This window comes from Candidatus Protochlamydia phocaeensis (genome assembly GCF_001545115.1).
Classification (GTDB): Bacteria; Chlamydiota; Chlamydiia; order Chlamydiales; family Parachlamydiaceae; genus Protochlamydia_A; species Protochlamydia_A phocaeensis.
The window spans coordinates 81,010-103,118 of record NZ_FCNU01000010.1; the positions used below are offsets into that span (position 1 = coordinate 81,010).

General features: G+C 43.2%; 16 protein-coding genes and 1 pseudogene. 7 read left to right on the forward strand and 10 right to left on the reverse strand.

Translation table 11 applies throughout. The features are described from left to right. Positions 1-302: 302 nt before the first annotated feature. Together BN3769_RS15125 and BN3769_RS03600 are read left to right on the forward strand one after the other, a co-directional pair. Positions 303-425 carry a hypothetical protein gene (locus BN3769_RS15125; RefSeq protein ID WP_255354177.1) on the forward strand — a complete coding sequence of 41 codons (123 nt, stop codon included), beginning with the start codon at positions 303-305 and terminating at the stop codon, positions 423-425. A gap of 997 nt (positions 426-1,422) precedes the next feature. Next, positions 1,423-1,878 carry a hypothetical protein gene (locus tag BN3769_RS03600; protein WP_068467667.1) on the forward strand — a complete coding sequence of 152 codons (456 nt, stop codon included), beginning with the start codon at positions 1,423-1,425 and terminating at the stop codon, positions 1,876-1,878. A gap of 768 nt (positions 1,879-2,646) precedes the next feature. On the opposite strand, the gene BN3769_RS03610 is transcribed toward BN3769_RS03600, so the two are convergent. The 5 genes from BN3769_RS03610 to BN3769_RS03630 form a co-directional block, all read right to left on the reverse strand. Continuing rightward, positions 2,647-4,164 (reverse strand): bifunctional ADP-dependent NAD(P)H-hydrate dehydratase/NAD(P)H-hydrate epimerase, encoded by a 1,518-nt coding sequence (locus BN3769_RS03610; protein WP_068467671.1) that lies wholly within the window; start codon positions 4,162-4,164, stop codon positions 2,647-2,649. 44 nt (positions 4,165-4,208) lie between these two features. Next, positions 4,209-5,213, reverse strand: coding sequence for an NAD(P)H-dependent glycerol-3-phosphate dehydrogenase (locus BN3769_RS03615; RefSeq protein ID WP_079989393.1), 1,005 nt, complete (start codon positions 5,211-5,213; stop codon positions 4,209-4,211). Positions 5,214-5,492: 279 nt separating this feature from the next. Further along, complete coding sequence (locus BN3769_RS03620; RefSeq protein ID WP_068467675.1) at positions 5,493-6,230, reverse strand: NYN domain-containing protein; 738 nt, start codon at positions 6,228-6,230, stop codon at positions 5,493-5,495. Positions 6,231-6,232: 2 nt separating this feature from the next. Next, positions 6,233-6,841 (reverse strand): RdgB/HAM1 family non-canonical purine NTP pyrophosphatase, encoded by a 609-nt coding sequence (rdgB, locus tag BN3769_RS03625; protein WP_068467677.1) that lies wholly within the window; start codon positions 6,839-6,841, stop codon positions 6,233-6,235. 5 nt (positions 6,842-6,846) lie between these two features. Beyond that, positions 6,847-9,024 carry a GreA/GreB family elongation factor gene (locus tag BN3769_RS03630; protein WP_228840609.1) on the reverse strand — a complete coding sequence of 726 codons (2,178 nt, stop codon included), beginning with the start codon at positions 9,022-9,024 and terminating at the stop codon, positions 6,847-6,849. Positions 9,025-9,276: 252 nt separating this feature from the next. Between BN3769_RS03630 and BN3769_RS03635 the strand changes: the two genes are divergently transcribed. Together BN3769_RS03635 and BN3769_RS03640 are read left to right on the forward strand one after the other, a co-directional pair. Further along, positions 9,277-9,771 (forward strand): hypothetical protein, encoded by a 495-nt coding sequence (locus BN3769_RS03635; RefSeq protein ID WP_068467681.1) that lies wholly within the window; start codon positions 9,277-9,279, stop codon positions 9,769-9,771. Positions 9,772-10,031: 260 nt separating this feature from the next. Continuing rightward, entirely contained in the window at positions 10,032-11,228 is a 1,197-nt protein-coding gene (locus tag BN3769_RS03640) for a glycosyltransferase family protein (protein WP_068467683.1), read from the forward strand. Between the two features lie 96 nt (positions 11,229-11,324). Here the strand turns inward: BN3769_RS03640 and BN3769_RS03645 are convergent, their stop codons facing one another. Together BN3769_RS03645 and BN3769_RS03650 are read right to left on the reverse strand one after the other, a co-directional pair. Then, on the reverse strand, positions 11,325-12,359 hold the full coding sequence (locus BN3769_RS03645) for a hypothetical protein (protein ID WP_068467686.1): 1,035 nt from the start codon (positions 12,357-12,359) through the stop codon (positions 11,325-11,327). 428 nt (positions 12,360-12,787) lie between these two features. Beyond that, a complete protein-coding gene (locus BN3769_RS03650) occupies positions 12,788-13,792 on the reverse strand; it encodes a hypothetical protein (RefSeq protein ID WP_068467689.1) in 1,005 nt (334 codons plus the stop codon). Positions 13,793-13,997: 205 nt separating this feature from the next. Between BN3769_RS03650 and mutY the strand changes: the two genes are divergently transcribed. Then, entirely contained in the window at positions 13,998-15,065 is a 1,068-nt protein-coding gene (mutY, locus tag BN3769_RS03655; protein WP_068467691.1) for an A/G-specific adenine glycosylase, read from the forward strand. Between the two features lie 367 nt (positions 15,066-15,432). Here mutY and BN3769_RS14990 read toward each other — a convergent pair. Both BN3769_RS14990 and BN3769_RS03660 read right to left on the reverse strand, forming a co-directional pair. Next, positions 15,433-15,783 (reverse strand): annotated as a pseudogene (locus BN3769_RS14990) (glycosyltransferase family 2 protein); the annotation flags it as partial. Between the two features lie 2 nt (positions 15,784-15,785). Then, positions 15,786-16,265, reverse strand: a complete 480-nt coding sequence (locus BN3769_RS03660) for a peroxiredoxin (protein ID WP_068467693.1) — start codon at positions 16,263-16,265, stop codon at positions 15,786-15,788. Positions 16,266-16,520: 255 nt separating this feature from the next. Here BN3769_RS03660 and BN3769_RS03665 point away from each other — a divergent pair, with 255 nt between their 5' ends. Then, entirely contained in the window at positions 16,521-18,161 is a 1,641-nt protein-coding gene (locus tag BN3769_RS03665) for a hypothetical protein (protein WP_068467695.1), read from the forward strand. Positions 18,162-18,270: 109 nt separating this feature from the next. Then, entirely contained in the window at positions 18,271-19,314 is a 1,044-nt protein-coding gene (gene hemB / locus BN3769_RS03670; protein ID WP_079989394.1) for a porphobilinogen synthase, read from the forward strand. A gap of 204 nt (positions 19,315-19,518) precedes the next feature. Here the strand turns inward: hemB and BN3769_RS03675 are convergent, their stop codons facing one another. Beyond that, positions 19,519-21,693 carry a YjbH domain-containing protein gene (locus BN3769_RS03675; protein WP_068467732.1) on the reverse strand — a complete coding sequence of 725 codons (2,175 nt, stop codon included), beginning with the start codon at positions 21,691-21,693 and terminating at the stop codon, positions 19,519-19,521. Positions 21,694-22,109: the final 416 nt, after the last annotated feature.

The window sequence follows — 22,109 nt, forward strand, 5'->3', positions numbered from 1 at the left end:
AAATTAAGCATGTTATTGTCTATTAATAAAAAATTTAAGATGGTGAATTGTTGTTTATACCTTATTTTGTTTTAATAAATCTTGTTGATTTATTAAAATAATGATTTCTTGTTTTATTTAAATTCTTTTCCCATTTTCTGTTCTATTCCTGTTAATGGTCCATTTTTATCAAGGTAAGATTGAGAAACAAGCCGGGATTGGCATTTAGGACGGGTCATTCGCAGAATAACGCAAAGGGAGGAAAAAGGGAAAGTTGAGACGAGCGGAATGGCTTAAATGAATTTAGTTCCTTAAAGACTTTATTGGCATTACAAGCGGCGGACTGTTTAACCCAGGACTTTGTTGCCCGCTTAAGCTATCCGGCTATTGGGCAGAATAAAGGAGGTCGCTATCTTTTGCGCGTTGGCCTGTCAACAGATCTTTAATCCTGCTTAGATAGATGCGCTTAAGAATCCGTCGTTCTTGGTTTGCTGAGTTTTTAAAGCGAAGAGGCGTCTCCGCCGGCCTTCCTGGCGCTTATAGGAATGCTATTCGCATTTACAAGGTGACCTTGCTGAATTGGATTGGAAAAAACCTTCCACTAATCCCAAATTTTATAAAAATAACAACACTTCATACCTTTAAAGCGCACCAAAGCTCTTTTTGCCGCTTTGGGATATCCGGTCGGCTCCCATACTTTCCGGCCATATATGAATAGCTAGCAATAATTGGTTTGAGTCGCTTTGTGAGATCAGCTTTGGCAAGTTTGCTTGAGCTGCTTATCAACGCTTCCTTACCTGTGTAGAATTGTTTTCTAATTTAGGGGAAATTCATTGAAAACGACGATTCCTTTTTCTTACATATGCAGGGAGATTCCTATTTTTATAGAAAACATAGAAGTTTTTTACGAAGCTTGATTTATGGTGATTTATTCTGCGTTTCAAAATAGATCGGAAATAAGCTAGAAATTCGTTGTAATGAGTCTAAAAAAAGGCAAGTTCACGTATGCAAGAGCGAGTTTTTTCGAAATAGAAAACGTAAAGTTTAATCTTATTTCTTTGGATTACAGGATATAAATTCAATAATTTTAGAGCTTGATTCTCTTTATCAAAGATCTGGTGAAAGAAAAAGCAAGCGAGGATTTAAAGAAATAGTAGCAGGATTTGCTAATATTATCTATAACGGTGGCGTTAATTTTCCTTTAAACCATTTGTACGTGGAAAATTTGGTATTACTATGAGTTAGAAATCATAGTAAAAGGCATCGTGGAAAGTTTCTATTATCACAGCTTTAAGAATCAGGGATTAGTTTGGCAAGCAATCGCTGGTATTAAATGTTCTGTTTATAAGAATCTTGAAATCACTAAAGAATTGCTTTGTCTTTAACTTATTATTTCTCAATTCATTATTTCGTTTAACACTTTATTATGGACTATGAAATCTTATGAAATCTGTTATGCAATTTATTTTGGCGGCCTGCTTATTAATAGCGACGTGTTCTTTTGGTTCAGCTACCGGCCCTACTATAGTAACTAAAGGAAATGTAATTTATTCCTTTAATTCAGGAAAAATACAATGCCAGTCTCAGATTGATCCGAATGGTCAATTAGCTATCCTATTAACAAGCTTGAAAGGCAATACTAAAATTCGATTCCTTGAGTTAAATTCCAGAAATTCGAAAAAAGGAACGAATGAATATGTATTAAAAATTTTCATGGTGGTGGAAAGCAGCGAATATGCGGATCTCTGTGGTGGTTGGTCTGATGCTCAAGAAGTGACAATTGTCATTGATCCTAAACAGGTGCCAGAGATTAATTTAACTGGAGATGAAGTATATTTTTCAGGACAAGTTAAAGTTTTTCTTCCCAAAGAGGATCGCTTTACTCTCTTTAAGAGTTAAAAATTTCATAGGAGATATGGAGATGTTATATCCTATAACATCTCTAAAAAATTTTTGCCCTAAGCTCTTTATCAAGAGCTTTCAATATTTATAATTTCCATAATAAATATTCCAATCGTAGATTGACAGTAATCTTCTAAGGAGACAACTTCTAGAAGTTGATTTGATGAATATTCATTAAGTAACGAATCCGAGAATGTGATGGGTTTATCTCCATACAGGGAATAGGCAAATGATTCGTATTTAAATAGGGTTTTAAATAGTTCTTGAATTTGTATTTGATCTTTTTTAGGAATGGAATTCCAAGCAGAAAGGGGAGGAGGAAGTGATTCGCTAGCACATAAGTGGCTAGCGAAAAATAAGAATAGATAAAAAACTATTGCGGGCATGGCTTGTGGCTATCATGAATTTTTCCACCTCTTAAACACTTTATCATCCTGCATTCATGATCTTGGATGTAAATGCCATTCGCATCGCAAGCTAGGCCTGCAACCGGAATAAGCTGATCATCTAGATTAATATATAGGGCCTGAGGAGCGACATAAATACAGCCTGTCGATACATAAAGCTTGCCATCTATTTCTTGTACTGCGCTTGCAAAGCATTGAAGTCTTAATATGCATCCTACTAAACTTAGTAAATTTTTTATCTTATCCTCCTTAAAGGAGGATATCTATCAATTAAATATATTTTTCAAATAATTTTTGCAGGCTACTATTCCTTTCTACGCATGCTTGTCAAAGGAATTAATTCTCTGGCCTATAGACATTAAAACAAAGAAGACAGGAATAGCGCGGGCTTGAGGGCGCGGTAGGCATCGGCAAAATGCGCAATGAGGTCGGTAGCCATGACTCCGGCCGATGTGCCGCGGGCCTGCGCTGCGTATTCTCCGGCCAGTCCATGCACATATACGCCCACTGCTGCGGCATCGCGGGGGCTAAGCCCCTGGGAGAGCAAAGAGGCGAGCAGCCCTGTCAATACATCTCCGCTGCCTGCCGTTGCCATGCCCGGATCCCCTGTCGGGTTGACCAAAATGGGCGAACCGGGATGGAAAATGAAGGTCGGCGCGCCTTTTAAAATGAGCGTAATGCCATGCTGATCGGCGTATTGCTGGCAAGTGTGGAGGGTCTCCAGATCGATTGAGAGCCGCTCTGTCCGGTGCAGAAGGGTCTGCATCTCGCCCGTGTGTGGTGTTAAGATGGCTTGAGAGGGTAATTCGAAGGCTTGATCGGCAAAGAGGGTCAATGCATCTGCATCGACGACGCAGGGCTTTTCCAAATGGGGCATGACGGCTTGCAAGAGGCTGGCTGTTTGCGAAGAGCGCCCTAAACCAGGCCCCACAAAAGTGGCGCCTGCCTTTTTCATCAATGTCAGCACGTCTTCGCTCTTGTCCATTTGATAGGGGATCTTGATTAACTCATAAGGGCTGTTGGACAAGATGCTCTGCATCCCTTCCGGGTGCAGAAGGCGCGCCATGCCCGCCCCACCCCTTAAAGCGGCCAAAGAAGAGAGGAGCGCGGCTCCCGGCATGTCGGGAGAGCCGGCCAGCCCAATAACATAGCCTGCTTGGTATTTGTGGCGGCAGCGCTTAATTGCCGGCAGGAGCGGGGCAATGGTGGATTGCGTGAGCAAGAGGAAATCTGGCTGGACTCCCTCGATAATGGCGTCCGGCAAGCCGAAATTGACAGCGCGCAGCTTGCCGACGGCATTCCAGCCGTCTTTGAGAAAAAATCCTGTTTTGGGAAGGCCCAGAAAGAAGGTGGCTGTTGCTTGAATGACGCTTCCTTCTGCTTGTCCGGTCGATCCGTCGAGTCCTGAGGGAATATCCACGGCCAGAATGGGCCAAGAGCTGCGGTTGGCTGCCTCGATTAAAGAGGCGTAAGGCTCTCTGACCGCTCCTTTAAAGCCGGTTCCGAAAAGCCCGTCGATCAGGACGCCTTGGCCTTCAATCTGCAACTGCGAAGACAAGCGGCCGCCCTTGCTCATAAAGCGCTTGGCATTCTGCTGGCAAAGAGGCGAGCAGTGCTCTAAGGCATCCAGCTGAACGGCTAAGACGGAGTAGCCTTGATCGATGAGATGGCAGCCTGCCACAAAAGCGTCTCCGGCATTATTGCCTTTACCGCACAAAAGGATGGCTTTTTGGGGAAGCCGCTGCTCTTCGGTAAAGGCATGGATCCCGGCTGCAATGCCTTTTCCTGCCTGTTCCATGAAATCCTGATCGGTATACCCTTGCTTATAGGCGACTGCCTCCAATTGGGCCATGGCTTTGGCGGAAACGACTTTCATAAATTGACCTCATGCCTGAGAGTGCTTTTTCCAATTGATAATGGCTATAAATGCTCCTCTTTAATGGCGCGCTGCATCAAGGCGCTGACAGCATCAGTGGGGCGGATAAAGTTTTGCAGGATATCGTATACTGTTTCGGCGATGGGCATCTTCACCTGGTATTGCTTGCTTAATTGAAGAGCCGAGATGCATGTATATGCACCTTCTACAACCATCCCTATGCGCTGTTGAGCCTCTTCCGAAGATAGGCCTTGCGCAAGAAGCATGCCGAAGCGGAAATTGCGGCTGATCGGCGAACTGCATGTGACGCATAAGTCTCCCATCCCGGCCAACCCATTAATGGTCTCGGGCTTGCAGCCGCAAGCGACTGCCAATTTGCGGATCTCGTGCAGCCCTCTTGTCATTAAGGCGGCTTTAGAGCTGCATCCCAGGGCAAGCCCCTCTGAAATTCCACAGGCAATTCCGATGATATTTTTCAGCGCTCCTCCAAAGGCTACGCCCAAAATGTCGCTGTTGGGATAAATGCGGAAAGTGGGCGTCATAAAAATTTCGCATACGCGTTGGATGACCTCCATGGAGTAGCCAGTACCCACCACTGATGTGGGAAGGCCTCGAATCACTTCTTGCGCAAAGCTCGGGCCGCTCAAGCAGCCAATTAAAGGCCGGAACTCTTCTCCAAGCACTTCAATGGCAACCTCAGGTAGAATATTTCCTGTATCCTGTTCAATGCCTTTAGAGGTGATGATAATGGGACAGCTAGGCAGCCCTAGCGAGCGTACGTGTTCAAAGACGGGACGCAAGCCGGCCGATGTCACAGATTCGATAATGATGTCTGCATCGTGCAACGCATGGGCCATGTCGGTTGTAAAGGTCATCTGCCCTTTTGAGCGGTGGCCGGGCAGCAGCGGATGCTCGTGTGTCTGATTTAGATGTTTGGCAAGATCCGGTTTAGTTGTCCAGCAAACGAGCTCGTATTCTCCTTTAGCAGCGAGCAGAGAGGCTAGGCAATAGCCCCAGGCTCCCATTCCCAAATAGCCGATTTTCTTCATAATTATTCCTTATAGATTAAATTCGTTAGCATATCACCATCTCTAATTACAGGCAAAGTTGGAAAAAAATAGAGTTTTCAATTTAGACAAGGGATAAGGCTTAAGAGAAGAAATTAAAACTGCTAATGGCGCAGTTGAGATCTTGTTCTAAGGGGAATAATTTCAAATATAGGTTATGATGAGGTTAATTCATCCCGTAAAAGAGGATTAAAGAATTTCAAAAACTGAATTTTGAACCTATGTCCAAACTCAGGTTATTAAGTATTTTATGCTGAGAGTTTAATGTTTCGCGTGAGGATCGGGATGGTTCAAACGCTCTTCGAATGTCTTTAGCCAGCGCTCCATTTCAGTTGGCCCTTCGACCGAAGGACGCTCTTCTTTGAAGGGATCTTTGGCTCGTTTCCTTTTTTTAGAAGGCGGTCTGGCCGTTTCTTTGAGTTTGCGCGGCTTTTCCTGCTTGAGAAGCTCTTGATAGCGCTCTTCAAAAATGCGTGTATAATAATCTCCGCACTCTTCCGCCTTTGCCTGTTGAGCGGGAGAAGGAGAGGGAAGGAGAGGCTTAAGGGTGGCTGGAATGGGGGACGCAACGGTTTTTTTGGGGGGAGGGCGTGGATTTTTAAGCTGTTTGAGTTTATTTTTATAGCTCTTATTAAGCCACACCATAAACTCTTCTATGCTCTCTGTATGAGCACTGCGGTGGCGGGCCTGCCAGGCTAGGCGTTTGTCCGATGTAACGACGGTTTCTTGCTGGGGGAAAATAGAATTTTTAATTTCTTCCAGGATAAATTCGTCGGCTGTTTCCCCTTCGGCTGTAAATAAAATTTCCAAGGCATCAAAATGCGAACGCGTCCGGTCTCCTTCTTGGAAGGCGGCGTCAAAAACAAGGGACACATCTAATTTGACTAAGGAGATTTTTTTATTCAGATCTAAAATGATTTGCTGCCTTGATTGCTGCAGATCGTCGCTTCCATGCATCAGGCGGAATAGGAGGTTATATCCGTCGATGAAATAATGCATGCTTAATCTCTAAGGTTTTCCAGAAAGACAGCCATGCGTTCGAATGCCTTGCACCGATGCGAAATGCGGTTTTTGACGCCCTCGGTCAATTCAGCGAACGTTTTTTCTCCATAATCATGCTTGGCAAATAAAGCATCATAGCCAAAGCCGTAGCGGCCTTTAGGCTCTTTGACAATGAACCCTTCACAGATGCCCTGAACGCATTTTTTTAAACCGTCCGGGCTAGATAAAGCCAGGCAGCATTCAAAGTAGGCTGCCCGTTCTTCAGGCGATTCTAGGTTTTGCATGGCGCGAAGCAGCTTTTGCCGGTTATCCGCATCTGTTGCCTGGGAGCCGGCATAGCGACTGGAATAAATGCCTGGTTCGCCGCCTAAGGCTGGAACGACAAGGCCTGAATCGTCTGCCAATGTCCATTTTTTTAGCTGCTTGGCCGCATGCTCGGCTTTTAAAATGGCATTTCCTTTAAACGTCAGGCTTGTCTCTTCTGGCGCAACATAATCTGGGAATTGGTGCAGGGAGAGCACCTCCAAATGAGAGAGAGATTTAGATTTGAGCATATCTTTAAATTCTCTGATTTTATGCAGATTTGTTGTCGCCAAAAGCAGTTCCATAAATCCTATTGTTTCAAATAACTTCCCAACCCCACTATTTGGAATTTTTCATCTCTGAAACTAACAGTCTCTCCCTTTTTCTTGCCAATCATAGATTGAGCCAGCTTGGAGTTAAAGGAGAGAATATTTTGTTCGGGATTGGCGTCCCAAGGCCCTAAAATAGTGTATTGGGTATGCTTGCCCTGCGGATCGACAACATTGACAACGCTTCCGACTCCTACTTCATCAGCATGAATATCGTCAGGTGTAATAATGCGCGCGCGGTTAAGCTGTTCCGATAAAGTTTTTAACTCAGACTGTAACCTGGCCCGCCTTTCTTGCGCAAACTTAAATTCAGAATTTTCACGCAAATCTCCCAATGCGCGCGCAGCTTCAATCTCACGGGCATTTTCGACCATTTCCACCGTCCCGATCTGCTTGATCCTATCTTGAATTTTGAGATAGCCTTCTTCTGTTGTCCAGATTTCGTGATCTTCCTCTTCCTTGACTGTTCCTTTGCGTCCCTTAGGCGCCGCTAAAGAAGGATGGACGACCTCGGCGAGCGAGCGCAGGATCTTCATGTCATGATCGGTCAACGTTTGGCACTTAGAAGCAAGCAGCAAGAATTCTTTAGTAAATTCTAAGCTTGTTCCTTGAAGGATCTGGCGCACAAGAGCATAGCGTTTGCCCGATAAGAGATTATAAATTTTCTTAAGCAGCTCTTTGTATTCCCCGTGGTTTTCAATCGCATGGAAGAGAATGAAAAAGGATTCAAAGAAGAGGCCTTGGCCTTCTTTATTTTGGTAAGGCAGGTTTTCATCATCTTCATGGATGATTTTTTGAAAATACCAGACGAACATTTCAGGTGCTGAAGCCGGATCATAAAGCAGATCTTTTAATTTGGCTTCCAATAGCTTCCTTGTTTCTGCTTGATTAAGCTCCTTTAACAGATAATCGCGCAATTGAGATTGCGGAATAGTAAAAAGAAGGGAAAGGAAAAGCTGGGACCAATCTTTTCGATACTCTTTTATGGCGACCATGGCGCGTTTTTTAAACGCAATGATATCGATATGTTGAATGAGCTGCTCGATGGCAGAATTGCTCTTAATGATTTGAGCAATTTGGCTTTCGGATGGCTTATATCCAAAAAATTGTTCAAGGAGCAGGTGAATTTGGAGAAGCTGGTCATCGGCGAGATCGCGAAGCTCCAGCAATTGGGTTAGCTTTTGTTGTAAGGACTGCTTAGTATCCGGATTTTTTAAGGCCCCGGGCGTATCTCTGACAAAATTATAAGTTGTTTGAATAATTTGCCCGACGTCTGTCTTGTTGTGCATCGCATTTTTCAAACGCTCTTCAGTCGATAATTCGGCTTTTCTCAAATAGAAAGGCTCACGCAGTGAATCCGGCGTTTCAATCATGGGGTCTTTTTTAATCTTTGCACGGGCAGCTTGCCACCATTTGGTCCAATCTTTTTCGGGAATGACAAGCTCGCATAGCTCGTCTTTAATTTCAGCTGCCGTTTTGGGACCCATATCATGCAAAAGGAGCTTAATCAGGGCAACGGGATCTTCCCGTCCTTCTTTTTCCAATTTATCTGGATCGGCAAAGCGTCTGGCTAAGAAATGAGTGTGTGGAAGGGGGATTAAGGTTTTAAAAGCATTGGCGAAAGATAAATCTTTGCGGCCGGAAACATTTTCAAATTCAATCATTAAATGCTCGCGAACCATGGAAACGTCCATGATTTCTCCTGTTCCCCACCCACCTGTATGAAAAACGGCATTGCCTTTTACCATGTGGGCAAGTAAATCATATTTGGAAATCGCTCCTTGAAAGTTTTCCTTATTGCGCAGTCCGGCTAATCGCAGCCTTTCGTTAAATTTGGGATCTTGGCCGTGATATTTTTGCAGAGTCTCCATTGTAAGATCGGCTAAAATAGGGCTATTTGTTGTTTGAAGATCAATTAAAAGACGCACGATCTCATAGGATTGCTGTGGATCTTCAATAGTTTTCCATAAAGGAAGCGCTGTTTCGATAATTTGTCCAAAATGCTTTGCTAAATCAGAGGCTTTAACCGCCTTCAATAGTTGACTAAATTCTTCCGCGTCAACTGTATCACTTGTACAGTATTCTTCCCATAACACTAGAAATTTGTGAAAATCTCGATTGTTGATTTGCGTCAGAAACTCCTTTAAATAGCCCATCATCAAACCTTTAGTTGTTTGTCAACGTTTATTAGCTAGGAGACTGAAATAAAGATGTCTTTTCAACCCTAACCTACTGTTTTGTAAATTTTTTATAAGCTCCGTGTGAAGCAATATAACTTTTCACTTTATTAATTTCAATGTCAGTTTATAGTGAATTAATCTGCGATTACTAATATTCCAAATAATTTTTTTTCTGATATAATAGTAATTAGGAGAAATAGAAATCACAAAAAGCATATTTTTGAGGTAATTATGGCACAACAAAGTAACATTTTTGATGAAGCCGCTCGCAAATCAAGAACTCCAATTAAAGCCACTTCTCAAAATGCCGCTCCCGCTCCTCAGCCCTCTCCTTTCTTTGCTCAACAAAGCGAGGCAAAAGAGCTGAGCGAATTCAATCCTTCTACAATGACCCTAAAAGATGTTGCCGATATGCTTGTTCAAGTGAGAAGAATGCATGATGAGCTAGACCGCAAGTTAGATGAAGTTTATCAAAAATCCGGTTGGTCGCCTAAATATATTAAAGATTATTTAGACAATCCAAATAACTTTACTGCTAAGCAATGGGGACGCCTTGAAGAACAGCGTCGAGCTCTTATGAATACCCTTAAAACCGAAGAAGAGAAGGTTGAAGAGGCTAAAAAAGCTAAAGAACCTGTCACCCCGCCTGCTGATTCTTCTAAGATGGGGAAAGAGCGCCGCGGAAAAATGCTTGGTGCCCGTCGCAATTGGATTTCTATGCGCTAAGAGGGTGGATTAAAACCGCCGGTGATCTAGATCCGAGTTAGAGGCTTGGCAAGATTTGCCAAGCCTGTCTTTTTTCTTTATTCTTTCTTTTTATTTTTTATTGTGGCTGAATTAGCCTCGTCTTTTCCTGCTAAGGCGTGGAGCCATTTGGAGCGGTCTCTTAATGGAGAAATAACGCTAAGTATTTTAAAATAAAAGAATAAGGGCGCGACTCTCTAGGGGCAAGCTTAATTAATCATGAGGGAAATAAAAGAGGGAATATGAAATTGCAAAAAGTTTATTTATTTGCCTCGGTGTCCAATCAATATGGCGTCATCGATAATTTTATTCGCGAATTGAATAATGCCCTTAATCGTCAGGGGGTAATTAGCCGCATCATCGAAGCAAAGCGAGACGATCCACGCACGTTTCTCAACGAACTTTTAAGCGATCCGCCTGATTGCACGCTCTCTTTCAACGGGCTGCTTCCCGATGAAGAGGGACGTTTTCTTTGCGATATGATTAAAATTCCGCATGTTGCTTGCTTAACCGATGCTCCCAATCACTTCTTTCAGCTTGTCAAAAGCCCTTTGACGATTATTACTTGTGTAGACCGCAACTTTTGCCAAGTTTTTAGAGACTTCCAATGTCCCCATGTCATTTTTTTGCCCCATGCGGCCAGTAGAACTTTAAGTCCGGATTTAACCGCTGCTCTTAAATATGACGTTTTAATGCTGAATTCCTTTATTGATTATGAGGCTATTCGTCAAGGATGGGCGAATAAGTATTCTGTCGCCCTCAGCGATGTCTTAGAAGAAGCGGCGGAAATGACCTTAAGCGATTATCAGCTTCCCTATATGCAGGCCTTCATTCAGACGCTGGATCGCCACTTGAGAGCCGGTAAGCCCATTGACCCCCGCTTAATCGATTATGAAACGCTATTAGACGAACTTGAGGCTTATATAGGTGGAAGAAGCCGAACCGAGCTCCTGATGTCCATTCAAGACGCGACAGTTCACGTGTTCGGTTCCCAACCCGAAGCGGGAGGCTGGAAAAAATATTTAGGCAATAAATCGAATATCCACCTTCATCCTCCTGTGCCTTTCAGCGAAGCCATTAATCTCATGAAACAGGCTAAAATTTTGTTGAATAGTACTCCAGAGATCAAGCAGGGCGCGCACGAAAGAATTTTAAGTGGATTGGCCAGCGGAGCAGCCGTTCTCACATTAGATACGCCCTATATGCGTGAACAATTTAAAGATGAAGAGGACATTTTGCTATATGGGCCCCGGGACTGGGAAGCGGTTAATCATAAAATCAATCTGTATTTAAACGATGAAAACAAGCGCAATAATCTTGTTGGTAAAGGAAGAGAGAAAGTTCTCCAGCATCATACCTGGGATCAGCGAGCGCAGACGTTGATTAAAGAGCTTCCGCCCATTTTGGAAAAGATCAAGGCTTTTCTTGACGCAAGCTAAGAGGCTTCTTAAAGCTGCTAATGGCCTAGATTTGAGTTTAAAAAAACTCCACGCTCTGGTTACTACGCTTTATAGATTCGGAAACATTCTATTGTTTTACTTGTTATACTCGATTTCCCACTTATCGCAGATGTCAAATATTTGCAATTTAACCGAGCCATAATTGTTATTGAACAGCTTGGCCTGCAATTTGCCTACTCCTTGTACAAAGGCTGCTACATCTTTTTCGAATTCCTTCCATGCGGTTGATTGTTTATCTACCCGCCCTTTGCTTGCCTTCTCTTGCTTGAATAATTCATCGGCATTGAAAATTCTGTGTGCTAAATTAAGCAAGCCTTGTGCGCGCTGTTCCTGGGCAATGACAACAAATTCTTCGATGTTTTTTTGAATATCCTTATCGGCTTTGCGCAGAGAGGCTTTGACCTCGGGATCTACGCTTGCATATCTCATATTCAAGCGGGTTGCCTTGTCGTTAAAATCGCTGATTTGTCCTTTAAGGGCTTGTATTTCTTGTTTGACTGCCTCCATTCTCGTGCTTTCTTCTGGATGCTTCGTCTCCAGTTCGGCTAATTGATGTAAGGCATTTTGGACTTGCGGATAACTGCTCTTCAATTCCTGATATAAGTTGGAAAGAAAGCGATAATCTCTTCTTTCTTCTGGTGTTGCCCCTTCTTTAAGAAGACCGGAAATATTTTCTTGAAAGAAAGTATCGCCTAGCTTGCTCTGTAAGACTTCGTTAAATTTATCCGTTTTGGCTGCTTGTGAAAATGCGATTTCGCCGGGACGGGAAATGCCCTTTTCTTTTGCTATGCCTTTCATAGACTTAATCGTTGCGTCTGTAAGCGCGTCCTTGAGCATAGTGCGGACAGATTTAATAAATTTCTTTCCGTCATTCGGAGCAGAATAGGGATTGCCAATGACTCTCTGCCGCCTAAGCGTTTCCTCGTTTAAAACAGATTTCATGGTCTCATTGACCAAATGCTCAATATGGGCTTTTGCTTCTGGCTTTAACTTGACAATGCCAAGCTTGGCTCCTATTGCTCCTGCGACTTTGCCCAACTTGTCTTTAATGTCTGTCAAACCCTGCCATTTAAAAGGAGAAGGAAAAGAAGATGGTCTTAAAGAATCCATAAGACACCTAATTTTTAAAGAAAATAACCAATATTTGAAATTAATTAGATAATAATACAGATTTGTTATGTTTTATTATAACATTTTACTATTTAATTAATTAATAATTACTTTTTCGATCAATTTTTGATTGAGAGCACGTTTGCCATGGCAAACGGAGAAGCGATGAATCCATCATTAGGATGGATTTAAAGGGGGGAGCCTCTTAAAAAAGACGCAAAGCCGTTCAAGGGCGATTAAAATGCTAATAATCAATAGTTGAGATGATTTTCTTGGTGAAAAAAGCACCCAAATCTAAGTGATGAGCGGTTTTAATCCACCTTTTCCGATTTCTTAGGAGGATTTAACAGTTTCCTGCACAAGCAAAATCAATGAAAAGGCAAAGCGCGCTTATCATTTAATTCGCTTGTACAAGAATTGAAATACAATTATTTATAATCTATTTTCCACTCATCGCAGATTGAATAAATTTCATTTTTTTCGTCGCTATACTCGCGCTTATATAGAGCCGTTTGAGGGCTATTCATTCCTTGAATAAAGGCAGTGATATTTTTTTCAAATGACTTCCATTCCTTAGAATTCGTGTCGACAGAGCCGGAGGCTTCTTTTTCTTTTTTAAATGCCTCATGAGCCTCTTTAATCTGACCCGCTAAATGGCTCAATCCGCGTGCGCGCTGTTCTTGGGGAATAGAATTAAATTTCTGGATATCTGCTTGAATGTCAGGATAGAATCTTTTGAGCCTTTGTTTTACCTGTCCCTCAGCGTTTGTAAATCTTGAGTTTAACATCGTTGCATTGGTATTAAGCTCCTCGATTTGCCCTCTTAGCGAGCTGATGAGGTCTTGAATATTTTTTCCTCTCAAATTCTCATTTGGAAATTGATTTTCCAGAATAGTTAAGTTTTCTATAGCCGTCTTTGTGTCTTCATAACTGCCCTGCAGCTTTAAATATAAACTGGAAATATTCCTGTAACTCTTTCTGTCTTCTTCCGTCGCTCCTTTTTCCAGAACGTCGGCGACGCCTTGCTGGAGAGGCGCTTCCAGTTTCTCTTTCAACACTTGGCGGAAAGTATCCGTTTTTACTGCGTCGGAAAACTTAATTTCGCTTGGATTAGCGATGCCCTTCTGCTCTGCTATGGCCTTCATCGATTGAATGGTTGCATCTTTAACGGCATCTTTAACAGTGTGATGGGCAAGCTTATTCAGTTTTTTTTCCTTATCCGCATTGGGATTGGGGGCTCCTAATAAGCCTAATTGCATGGGCTCATTATTCAAAATAGCCTGCATTGCCTCAGTGGCCAATTGATTGATTTCGGCTTTAACTCCCGGCCTTAGCTTTACAAGACCAAATTTAGATCCTATCGCTTCTACAGCTTTAGTATATTTAGTCTGCAGAATGTGCCAATTAACAGCCAAAGAATGTAAGGGATCCATAAATACCTATCTAATTATTTAAATTAATCATTTAACTTTATTTTAATTTTTGAATAAATTTATTAATTTTCAATTAAAATTTTATTAATTTATTATCATTTTTGATTTTATTTATTGTAAAGTCGAAGATTGCCTTTTTAATCGGGTCTTCTTTATTCTTTTGAACTTAATCAATTTTAGTAGAATTCAGACGAGTGAATGGCAAATGACGAAATGTTTGGAAACTGACAAATTAAAAGCGTGGTTTTTAGCGGAAAAAAGAGAATTGCCCTGGCGCGAGCAGGCTGATCCCTATGCCGTTTGGATTTCTGAGGTCATGCTACAGCAAACGCAAGTGGCCGTTGTGTTGCCGTATTTTCAGCGCTGGATGCAGCGATTTCCAACTATTGCCGATTTAGCTGCGGCCTCCATAGATGAGGTGATCAAAGTATGGGAAGGACTAGGCTACTATTCGCGCGCGCGTTATTTGCATGAAGGAGCAAAATATTTAGTTGAGCATTTCAATGGACAACTTCCGGCTAGTGAAGAGCGTCTTAAAACAATTAAGGGGCTGGGGCCTTATACCATTGGGGCCATTTTAAGTTTTGCCTTTCATCAAAAAAAAGCTGCGGTCGATGGCAATGTCCTGCGCGTATTGGCGCGCTATTTTCAACTGGAGGACGATATTGCCAAGGCTGCTACCGTTAAAAAGCTGCGGCTGCTGGCAGAGAGTCTGCTGCCCGATGAAGAGCCTTGGATAATCAGTGAGGCGCTCATTGAATTGGGAGCAACTGTTTGCCAGCGCAAAGCGCGCTGTATGGAGTGCCCTCTGCGGTCCAGCTGCCTTAGCTATCGCAATGGCGTCGTCGACCGTTTTCCCGTCAAAAGCAAAGGGGCGCAAACGGAATATCTCTACCGGGCTGTCGCCGTTATTCGCTGCCAAGACCGCTACTTAGTCAAGCGCGGGAAGAAAGGAGAAATCATGTCTGATCTTTATGAATTTCCCTTTTTTCCGACTCAAAAAGAAAGACTTTCCTCCCAGCAATTAAGAGAAATAATCCAGCAACAGTGGGGGTTAATGGTCTGCGAAAAGCATCATTTCCCATCGATCATGCAAGGCTTTACGCGTTATCAGGCTCGGCTTGATCCTGTTCTGTTCGCTTGCTCTGAAGAGAAGCCGGTGGCGGATTTAGAGTGGGTGGAGCAGGACGTGTTGAAACAGCGGGCTTTTTCATCCGGCCATCGCCGCCTTTTTGAGCAAATTCAAGCGCTCGATTTGCCTCTGCCAGCTTAAGGTATTTATAAAAGGCTGTTACGGCGTTATAAAAAGAAATTTCAAATCCTTCCTGCCCGTCTAAAAAGCCGCGCTTGAGACCATAACTTTTAAAGAAGGCAAAGCAGCCATGTAAAAGGGCTTTACTTAGGGAAGAGGATTTTTTGCCGCAGTACTGCGTTGCAAAAAGAGACGAATATGTCTGCATCTTGGTCAGAAAATCGCTGACTTGTGCATAGGAATAATGGCGCAGAGGCGATTGCAAGCAAACTTCCTGCAAATGATCGGTGATGATAGATTCGTGCACTTGCGCATCGGTAAAGCGCGTCTCTTGGCGATTATATAGGCGGACTTGGCGATCGGGATGCCATCCGCATCCTTTAATCCATTTTCCGCGGTATTCATTATGCCGCGGAAACGAATATACGCACCCAGATTTGAGCGTTAACCGGCAAATGTCTTGCGCGAGTTCTGGGGTAACCACCTCGTCGCTATCGATAGACAAAATCCAATCATGGCGGGCAAGGCCCGATGCTGTATTATGAGTGGGCCCAAATCCTTCAAATGGACGCTGGTAAAGAGAAACATTGGGGAATTGACCGGCGATGGTCAAGGTGTCGTCCTGAGATCCCGTATCGCACACGATAACCTCGTCAAAAGGCTGTAAAGCCTCCAGGACTTCGGGCAAGTACTTGCTGCTATTTTTGGTCAGAATGGTGACGCTAATTGGAAAACGCATAGCTAGGAGGCGGATAGGTGTTGCAAAGCTTCGATTACGCGCCCTTCATGCCCCTCTACTTGTACGGGACTCTCAATCCAGCGAATCACTCCTTGGCTGTCGATAAGAAAAGTCGTTCGTATGACTCCCATTCCTTTTTTACCAAACAACATCTTCTCCTGCCAGACGCCAAATTGCTCGCAAAGCTGATGGGTGGAATCGGGAATAAGCGTAAAATTGAGTCCATATTTAGCCGTGAATTTCTCATGCGAGGCCGCACTGTCGGGACTGACGCCAATCACACGCGCTTGGCTGTGGTCGAAAAGAGGCTTGGCGTCGCGAAAACTGCAAGCTTGAGCTGTACAGCCTGGCGTATCATCTTTGGGATAAAAATATAAAACGTAAGGATGCCCGAGCAGGTCCTTTGTGGAAATCAGTTGACCTTTTGTATCGCGAGTCTGAAAAGCAGGCACTGCCTGTCCAATAAGCGGAAGGGATGACATAAGCCTCCATTTATTAATGGCAGGCATTTTAGCATAAAAAGCCAAAAAGATGGCAATAGCAATTCGAAGATGACCTTTTAAAAACTCCAGATTCAGGTTAAAAAGAAGATAATTTGTGTTAAATGTTAATTTTACTGATTTGTATTGGAATTTTTACTTGTTAATTGGTAGTTTTACACTTGTATTTAATTGTTTTTCTTCAAGTTTAATTTTTATAGTTAAAAAGTTAAATAAAAATTTAACAAACGAATTTTTATGATTGACACATCAACAGAGAGGTTTTCTGTAGGGGAATACCTGGAAAATAGGCTTAATTTTGACAAGGAAAGCGAAGGGCAAACTCAATCAAGTTGGACTTATCAAGCGCATACTGACGATTTTGGCGTGGCCATTCGATCCTTATTGGTTGCCAAAGACAAGATTTTTGATAATGGGGTAGTCATCACCGTTTTTCTAAAAAATTTTGAGGAAATAGGACAGAAAGAAGGCTTTGAGGTTTATGCAACAACGACGTTTTATTATCCGCGCGATAGCCGGGTTCGCACTCCTAAAGGCCATATTTTAAAATCGACGGATGCTAACCCCAAAATTTTGTTAACGGCGCTGGAGAGATTAATCAAGCGAGAAAATTACTTAAAAAATCAGAGCTCTACGTTTGCTACCGAGCATCCTTCTTTTAAAAATAGGATGCAAGGAAGCGCCATAGCGAGCAAATTACATTTTCGTGCATCCGAAGGATACTCTCCAGATTCAAGAAAGGACTATTTTGATGTGATGATGGGACCGAAACTGGTTTCTACTAATATTCACACATTGATTAAGCCGACTCGCAGCTATTGGGAAGGGGGCAATGTTTTTGTGTTAACGAATACGGAGGGAAAGACAAAGGTTCTCATAAGCGGGCATTCTTTGACGGTGACTCATATGGTCTTAAGGCAGTATCAGTATTTTCAGCTGCCTGAAAAAGAGAACACATTGGCTCATATAGAAGAGACGCAAAGTGCATTTGCCTCTTTGCAAGATAGAGTCAATACACTGTATCTTAATCGTCAAATTCCTGCCTTAGTCAGACAGTTGGCAGGCGAATTATCTGAAGAAGCGGTCATTCAGACAGGCTATGAGATGAATGCGATGGGATTAATTAAAGCCTTTAGCACAAAGACCTCTGCAGATAAAGCTAGACTGACAGACATTGTTAAAGACTATGTGGGGCAAAGGGAATTTGTCAAGCAGGTATTATGGCCGTCTGAATTTGAGGTTCAGGCAGAAGATATTGTGATTGTTCCCAACGCCCATTATCATTTGGATACCTTTATGAAGCCCGGCCCAAAAGGAAGCATTCTTTTGCAGGACTTCGATCAAACGATTCAGGTTCTTTATAAAATAGAGGCGCATGCCGACGATTATGTGTTAACCAGCGAAGACCGCTTTATTTTAAAGAATTATATTCAAGAAGCCAAACAATTAGCTAAAGATCTCGGGCCCATCTATGCGAACATTCATGAGCAATGCAAGCGGGCAAAAATTGCCATTATTCCCATTGCAGGGACCTTTTTTGGATGCAATTCGCGAAAAGAACGCAAGAACCTTAATTTTTTAAATGCCCTTTCCGGCTATTCCACGCTCAACCAGCGCTTTTACTATATCACCTCGGGCGCATCTGTTGGCGATCGGCTGGGTAAAGTATTAATGGATGAGTTCCGTTCTACTCTCGAGCAGCTGGCTTCTCCCATTCAGGTGTATTATATCGGAAATTATTCCGGAACGGAGAACTATGAACAAGCAATGGCCTTGACAAATCTTCCTGATTCTCAATCCGGACCGCATTGCCTGACCGTTGAATTGGCAACAGATAGAACGGTTTATAAGGAAAGCCTTTTCAAAATTGAAGAATAATTCCGAATATGAGGCGCTGACAGGTAGGCAAGAGATCTATTTATTTTAACTTGCTAGGGAAAGGCTAAGTCCATAGACTGCATCCATTTAATGACCAAGGAAAAAGTCTATGGAACAGCCTCTTTTTACTTCTCTTCCTTCTTTTTCAATTGCTCATCCCTCAATTGAAAAAGCCCTAATTCACCGCCCTAGGCGCAATCGTCAAATGGCGGCCATCCGCGGATTAGTCCAAGAAACCCACTTGCATCCGAGCCAGTTGATCGCTCCGCTATTTGTTCTAGAAGGTTCAGAGCGGCAGCTGCCCATTGCTAGCATGCCGGGCATCTTCCGCTACTCGCTCGATTTGCTCCTTAAAGAAGTGATAGAGCTATACGAAATGGGCATACGGGCCATCGATTTATTTTGCGTTGTGCCAACCGAGAAAAAAGACGCGGCGGCATCCGAGGCTACTCGTACAGGCAATCTTTTGCAGCAAGCGCTGATGCGCTTGCGCCAGGAAGTTCCTGATATGTGCTTGATGGTGGATGTTGCCTTAGATCCTTTCACCGACCATGGCCATGATGGAATTGTGAATGAGCGCGGAGAAATTGACAATGACCTGACTTTGCCTGTTCTTGCGCAAATGTCCATTCTAGCGGCAGACGCCGGTGCGCACATTGTTGCTCCAAGCGATATGATGGATGGGCGAGTCGCGTATATCCGCCGGGCATTGGACCAAGCGGGGCATAGCCGAGTCGGCATTCTCTCTTATGCAGCTAAATATGCCTCTGCTTTTTATGGTCCTTTTAGAGAGGCTTTGCATTCAGCGCCAAAATTTGGAGATAAAAAGACTTATCAGATGAATCCTGCCAATATTCGCGAAGCCTTGCTCGAGTGCCAGCTTGATGAGCAGGAAGGGGCAGATCTGCTGCTCATTAAACCGGGCCTTCCCTATCTGGATGTCATTGCCAAGGTTAAAGAAATGACAAACCTTCCTGTTGGAGCCTATCATGTGAGCGGAGAATATGCCATGGTGATGGCTGCTGCTCAAAATGGCTGGCTTGACGCCAACCGCATTTTCGAAGAATGCCTGCTTTCAATGCGGCGGGCCGGAGCGGATTTTATTTTAACTTATGCAGCCCGCCAAATAGCCGACTATTTGCATAAGCGTTAAATCGCTAGGTCCATTCAATGGAGGCGGCTTTAGACGTAGCTGCAAAGTAGTTAATAAAGGTGTCTTGCCAATTAGACGATGAGCTTTTGGTTAATTGATGAGACACCTTAAAGGCATAGAATTCAAAAATAAAGGTTCAATAGCTTGTCATTACTTATCCTGCCAAGAACTGTCTGACGGCCGGTTTTATTCTTTATTCTTCGCTTACTGCCTATATTGGTTGATTAGATCGTATAGCTCTGTTCCGGTAAAAGCGCTTGCGCCCACATCGCGCAGCCAAGCCGACATGCCGTAACCCCAGCGGCTGCGGCTGCTATGGGTATAAAAGATGTCGAGAGGCATGGAGAAGAAAACGCCTTTGTCGTGATAAATTTCGCCGTTGATGATATCCTTTGCATTGGTATAGGTGTACCAAAAACCGACTCTCAAGCCACTGGGAAAGTAGCGCGAGATTTGCGTTTTAAAGCCAAAATCATCCGCCAAGAATTTTCCCGCGCTGAATTTAAATTCCAAGGATGTACATTTCCAATCGTAATATAAATTTAGAAAGTATTGAGAGCCCAAGAATTTGCGGTAAGTCGGATGGAAGCCATGCAGTTTGCGGATGCGGCTAGTAAAGTTCACTCCTTCCGGCGTTCGTTTTTTTACGACGGCAAATTCCATGCCTACGGCCCATTCCGAGTTGACGGGATAATAAAGCCACTCGGTAGCGACTCCGCCATATTCAGGCTCAAAGAGTCCAAAGCCCAAGCGGGTATACCAGCCTTTCCCCCAATTCCATATTTTCTCTATATAAGCTTCATCGACTGTGATGCTTTTTTGCTTAAAGTAATTGATCAAATCGCTGCGCACGTTGATGATTTGAGAGGGATTTAAGCGGTCGACATCTTGTGCATCCCAAAGATTCGAAAAAGCAAAATAGCCCAGGCTGATGGAGTAATAAATATTGTCATATAAAAATCCATTGAAGGCGAGGGATAATCCCAATGCGTATTTGAACTTACCGCGCGAGCTACCGAACAAGGTATGCACCTTCGGCATCAATTCTACGTTGAAATAATCTGTTTTCTTTTTAAAGATTAATTTAGACGTATAAAGATTGGGATAACTCACTTCCGTCAACGGAGTTAAAGTGGCAAGCTCATAGCTTCCAATTACTTGTTCGCGAAATTGGCGAATATATCGCATGTCATAATGGTATTCCTGAATAAGAACGGCAATGCCGTCTATTGTGACAATGACGTGATCAATGTCATCCGGAGTTAGAGCAGCCAAAAGGTCATTTAATCGCTCTCTTAAGCGCCGCTCCTCGCGGTAAACCATATTAAAAATTTCTATACGCAAAGTCTTGCACTTGCATTCGCCTTCATAGCTGATCCAAGCTGCCATCAAATCAATTCCTTGCTCGCGCAAAGCATAATTGAGGTCTTGAATGAAAACATCTTCAGGGCGCAATTCACAGATGGCCTGGGTGTTGACAGGCGCTTTATAAGGCAATGGATCATTAATTTTGGGAATCAATCCCTTGGTATTGCCAAAATCGAAATAGCTCGATGCTGTAAAGGCAACGGCATCGCCGCGAATATAAGACACGGAAAGGTCGATGGAATCCCATAAGCGGTATTTAATTCCAATGTTCCAAGGCGTTCTCTTCACATGCCCTTTAGGGTGCCTTTCAATCCTTTCATCTTTGTAAGGGATGGCGTCATACTCGAGGGTAAAAGAAAGGTTTCTCAGGTATTCCCAGCGGGAGTGAAGAAAAGGCATCCAATTCATTCCACCGAACCATTTTCGGATCCGATGAAAACCGTAACCTAGGCTGATCTCTAAGTTCTCTTTTAAAAAGACCTGGGTGAGGACAATATAATAGGCTTTAAAAGCTTTTGTTCCCAAAAAGTCTTCCAGTCCTATTGCCAGACCCGGAAGCTCGTAATGGCTGTCTTCAGGACTAAATAGAGAAAGTTTGACGTTGGCGCCCTTATCGGAGAAGTCCCCGAATCCAAACTGGGTCAAAACAGGGTCTGCAACGCCTTTAAATACGCGGTAATTGCCCGAAACTTCCAAAAAATCAACTAGTTGAAACCGCAAATTAAAAGAATAATAAGGGGGGAAATAAGCGTAGCCCGCGCCGATCTCGCCTTCCTTGCTCATTCGGGCGGAAGGCATGCTGAAATAGCCTCCTAGCAACAGATGGTTGTAAGTAACAGGCATCCGTTCATTGAGGCGCTTGTTCCAGTAATCAACAACTAGGAGATCTTGCATGAGATTAGATTGTTCATCTTCCTCATCGCAGAAAAAGTCTTGGGAAAATACGTGATGCCAAATGCTTAAGAAAAGCAGACTAAAGAGACAAAGTAATCGCTTTCGATCATTTAGCATAAGAAACCAAGCCATTGCGCGCCGATCAGGGTCGAAGACATCGTGCTTTTTGCGGGACAACCTGTTACGAATTCGATCGATCTTGAGAGCGTCTCGTCAATCATCCAAAGATCCATATTCGAATTCTTTTCCTTAAGAGAAAATGACTTCGGATCCCGGTCATTGGCTAATTGATACGCCCTAGGATGTATGTCAAATTCGGAATTTAAATACTTCCTCATGCATAAGGAGCATTTATAAACGAAAACGGGTTGGACCACGTTACATAAAGAAGAAAGAGAATACGAGGAGAACTGCTTAAAAGCAAGCGTTATGCCACAATGGCGATCCAGATTTATGATATTTATCAAATGCAATTTAAAAAATGAGGGGACAATTTTGCTTTAATGAAAGCGATAGAATTAGGATAGAATCAA

Excerpts from the sequence above, each read along its gene's own strand:
- hemB (WP_079989394.1), top strand. The coding sequence starts at position 18,271 with ATGGAACAGCCTCTTTTTACTTCTCTTCCTTCTTTTTCAATTGCTCAT.
- BN3769_RS03630 (WP_228840609.1), bottom strand. The coding sequence starts at position 9,024 with ATGATGGGCTATTTAAAGGAGTTTCTGACGCAAATCAACAATCGAGAT.
- rdgB (WP_068467677.1), bottom strand. The coding sequence starts at position 6,841 with ATGGAACTGCTTTTGGCGACAACAAATCTGCATAAAATCAGAGAATTT.
- BN3769_RS03645 (WP_068467686.1), bottom strand. The coding sequence starts at position 12,359 with ATGGATTCTTTAAGACCATCTTCTTTTCCTTCTCCTTTTAAATGGCAG.
- mutY (WP_068467691.1), top strand. The coding sequence starts at position 13,998 with ATGACGAAATGTTTGGAAACTGACAAATTAAAAGCGTGGTTTTTAGCG.
- BN3769_RS03620 (WP_068467675.1), bottom strand. The coding sequence starts at position 6,230 with ATGCATTATTTCATCGACGGATATAACCTCCTATTCCGCCTGATGCAT.
- BN3769_RS03640 (WP_068467683.1), top strand. The coding sequence starts at position 10,032 with ATGAAATTGCAAAAAGTTTATTTATTTGCCTCGGTGTCCAATCAATAT.
- BN3769_RS03665 (WP_068467695.1), top strand. The coding sequence starts at position 16,521 with ATGATTGACACATCAACAGAGAGGTTTTCTGTAGGGGAATACCTGGAA.
- BN3769_RS03610 (WP_068467671.1), bottom strand. The coding sequence starts at position 4,164 with ATGAAAGTCGTTTCCGCCAAAGCCATGGCCCAATTGGAGGCAGTCGCC.
- BN3769_RS03675 (WP_068467732.1), bottom strand. The coding sequence starts at position 21,693 with ATGCTAAATGATCGAAAGCGATTACTTTGTCTCTTTAGTCTGCTTTTC.
- BN3769_RS03635 (WP_068467681.1), top strand. The coding sequence starts at position 9,277 with ATGGCACAACAAAGTAACATTTTTGATGAAGCCGCTCGCAAATCAAGA.
- BN3769_RS03650 (WP_068467689.1), bottom strand. The coding sequence starts at position 13,792 with ATGGATCCCTTACATTCTTTGGCTGTTAATTGGCACATTCTGCAGACT.
- BN3769_RS03600 (WP_068467667.1), top strand. The coding sequence starts at position 1,423 with ATGAAATCTGTTATGCAATTTATTTTGGCGGCCTGCTTATTAATAGCG.
- BN3769_RS03660 (WP_068467693.1), bottom strand. The coding sequence starts at position 16,265 with ATGTCATCCCTTCCGCTTATTGGACAGGCAGTGCCTGCTTTTCAGACT.
- BN3769_RS03615 (WP_079989393.1), bottom strand. The coding sequence starts at position 5,213 with ATGAAGAAAATCGGCTATTTGGGAATGGGAGCCTGGGGCTATTGCCTA.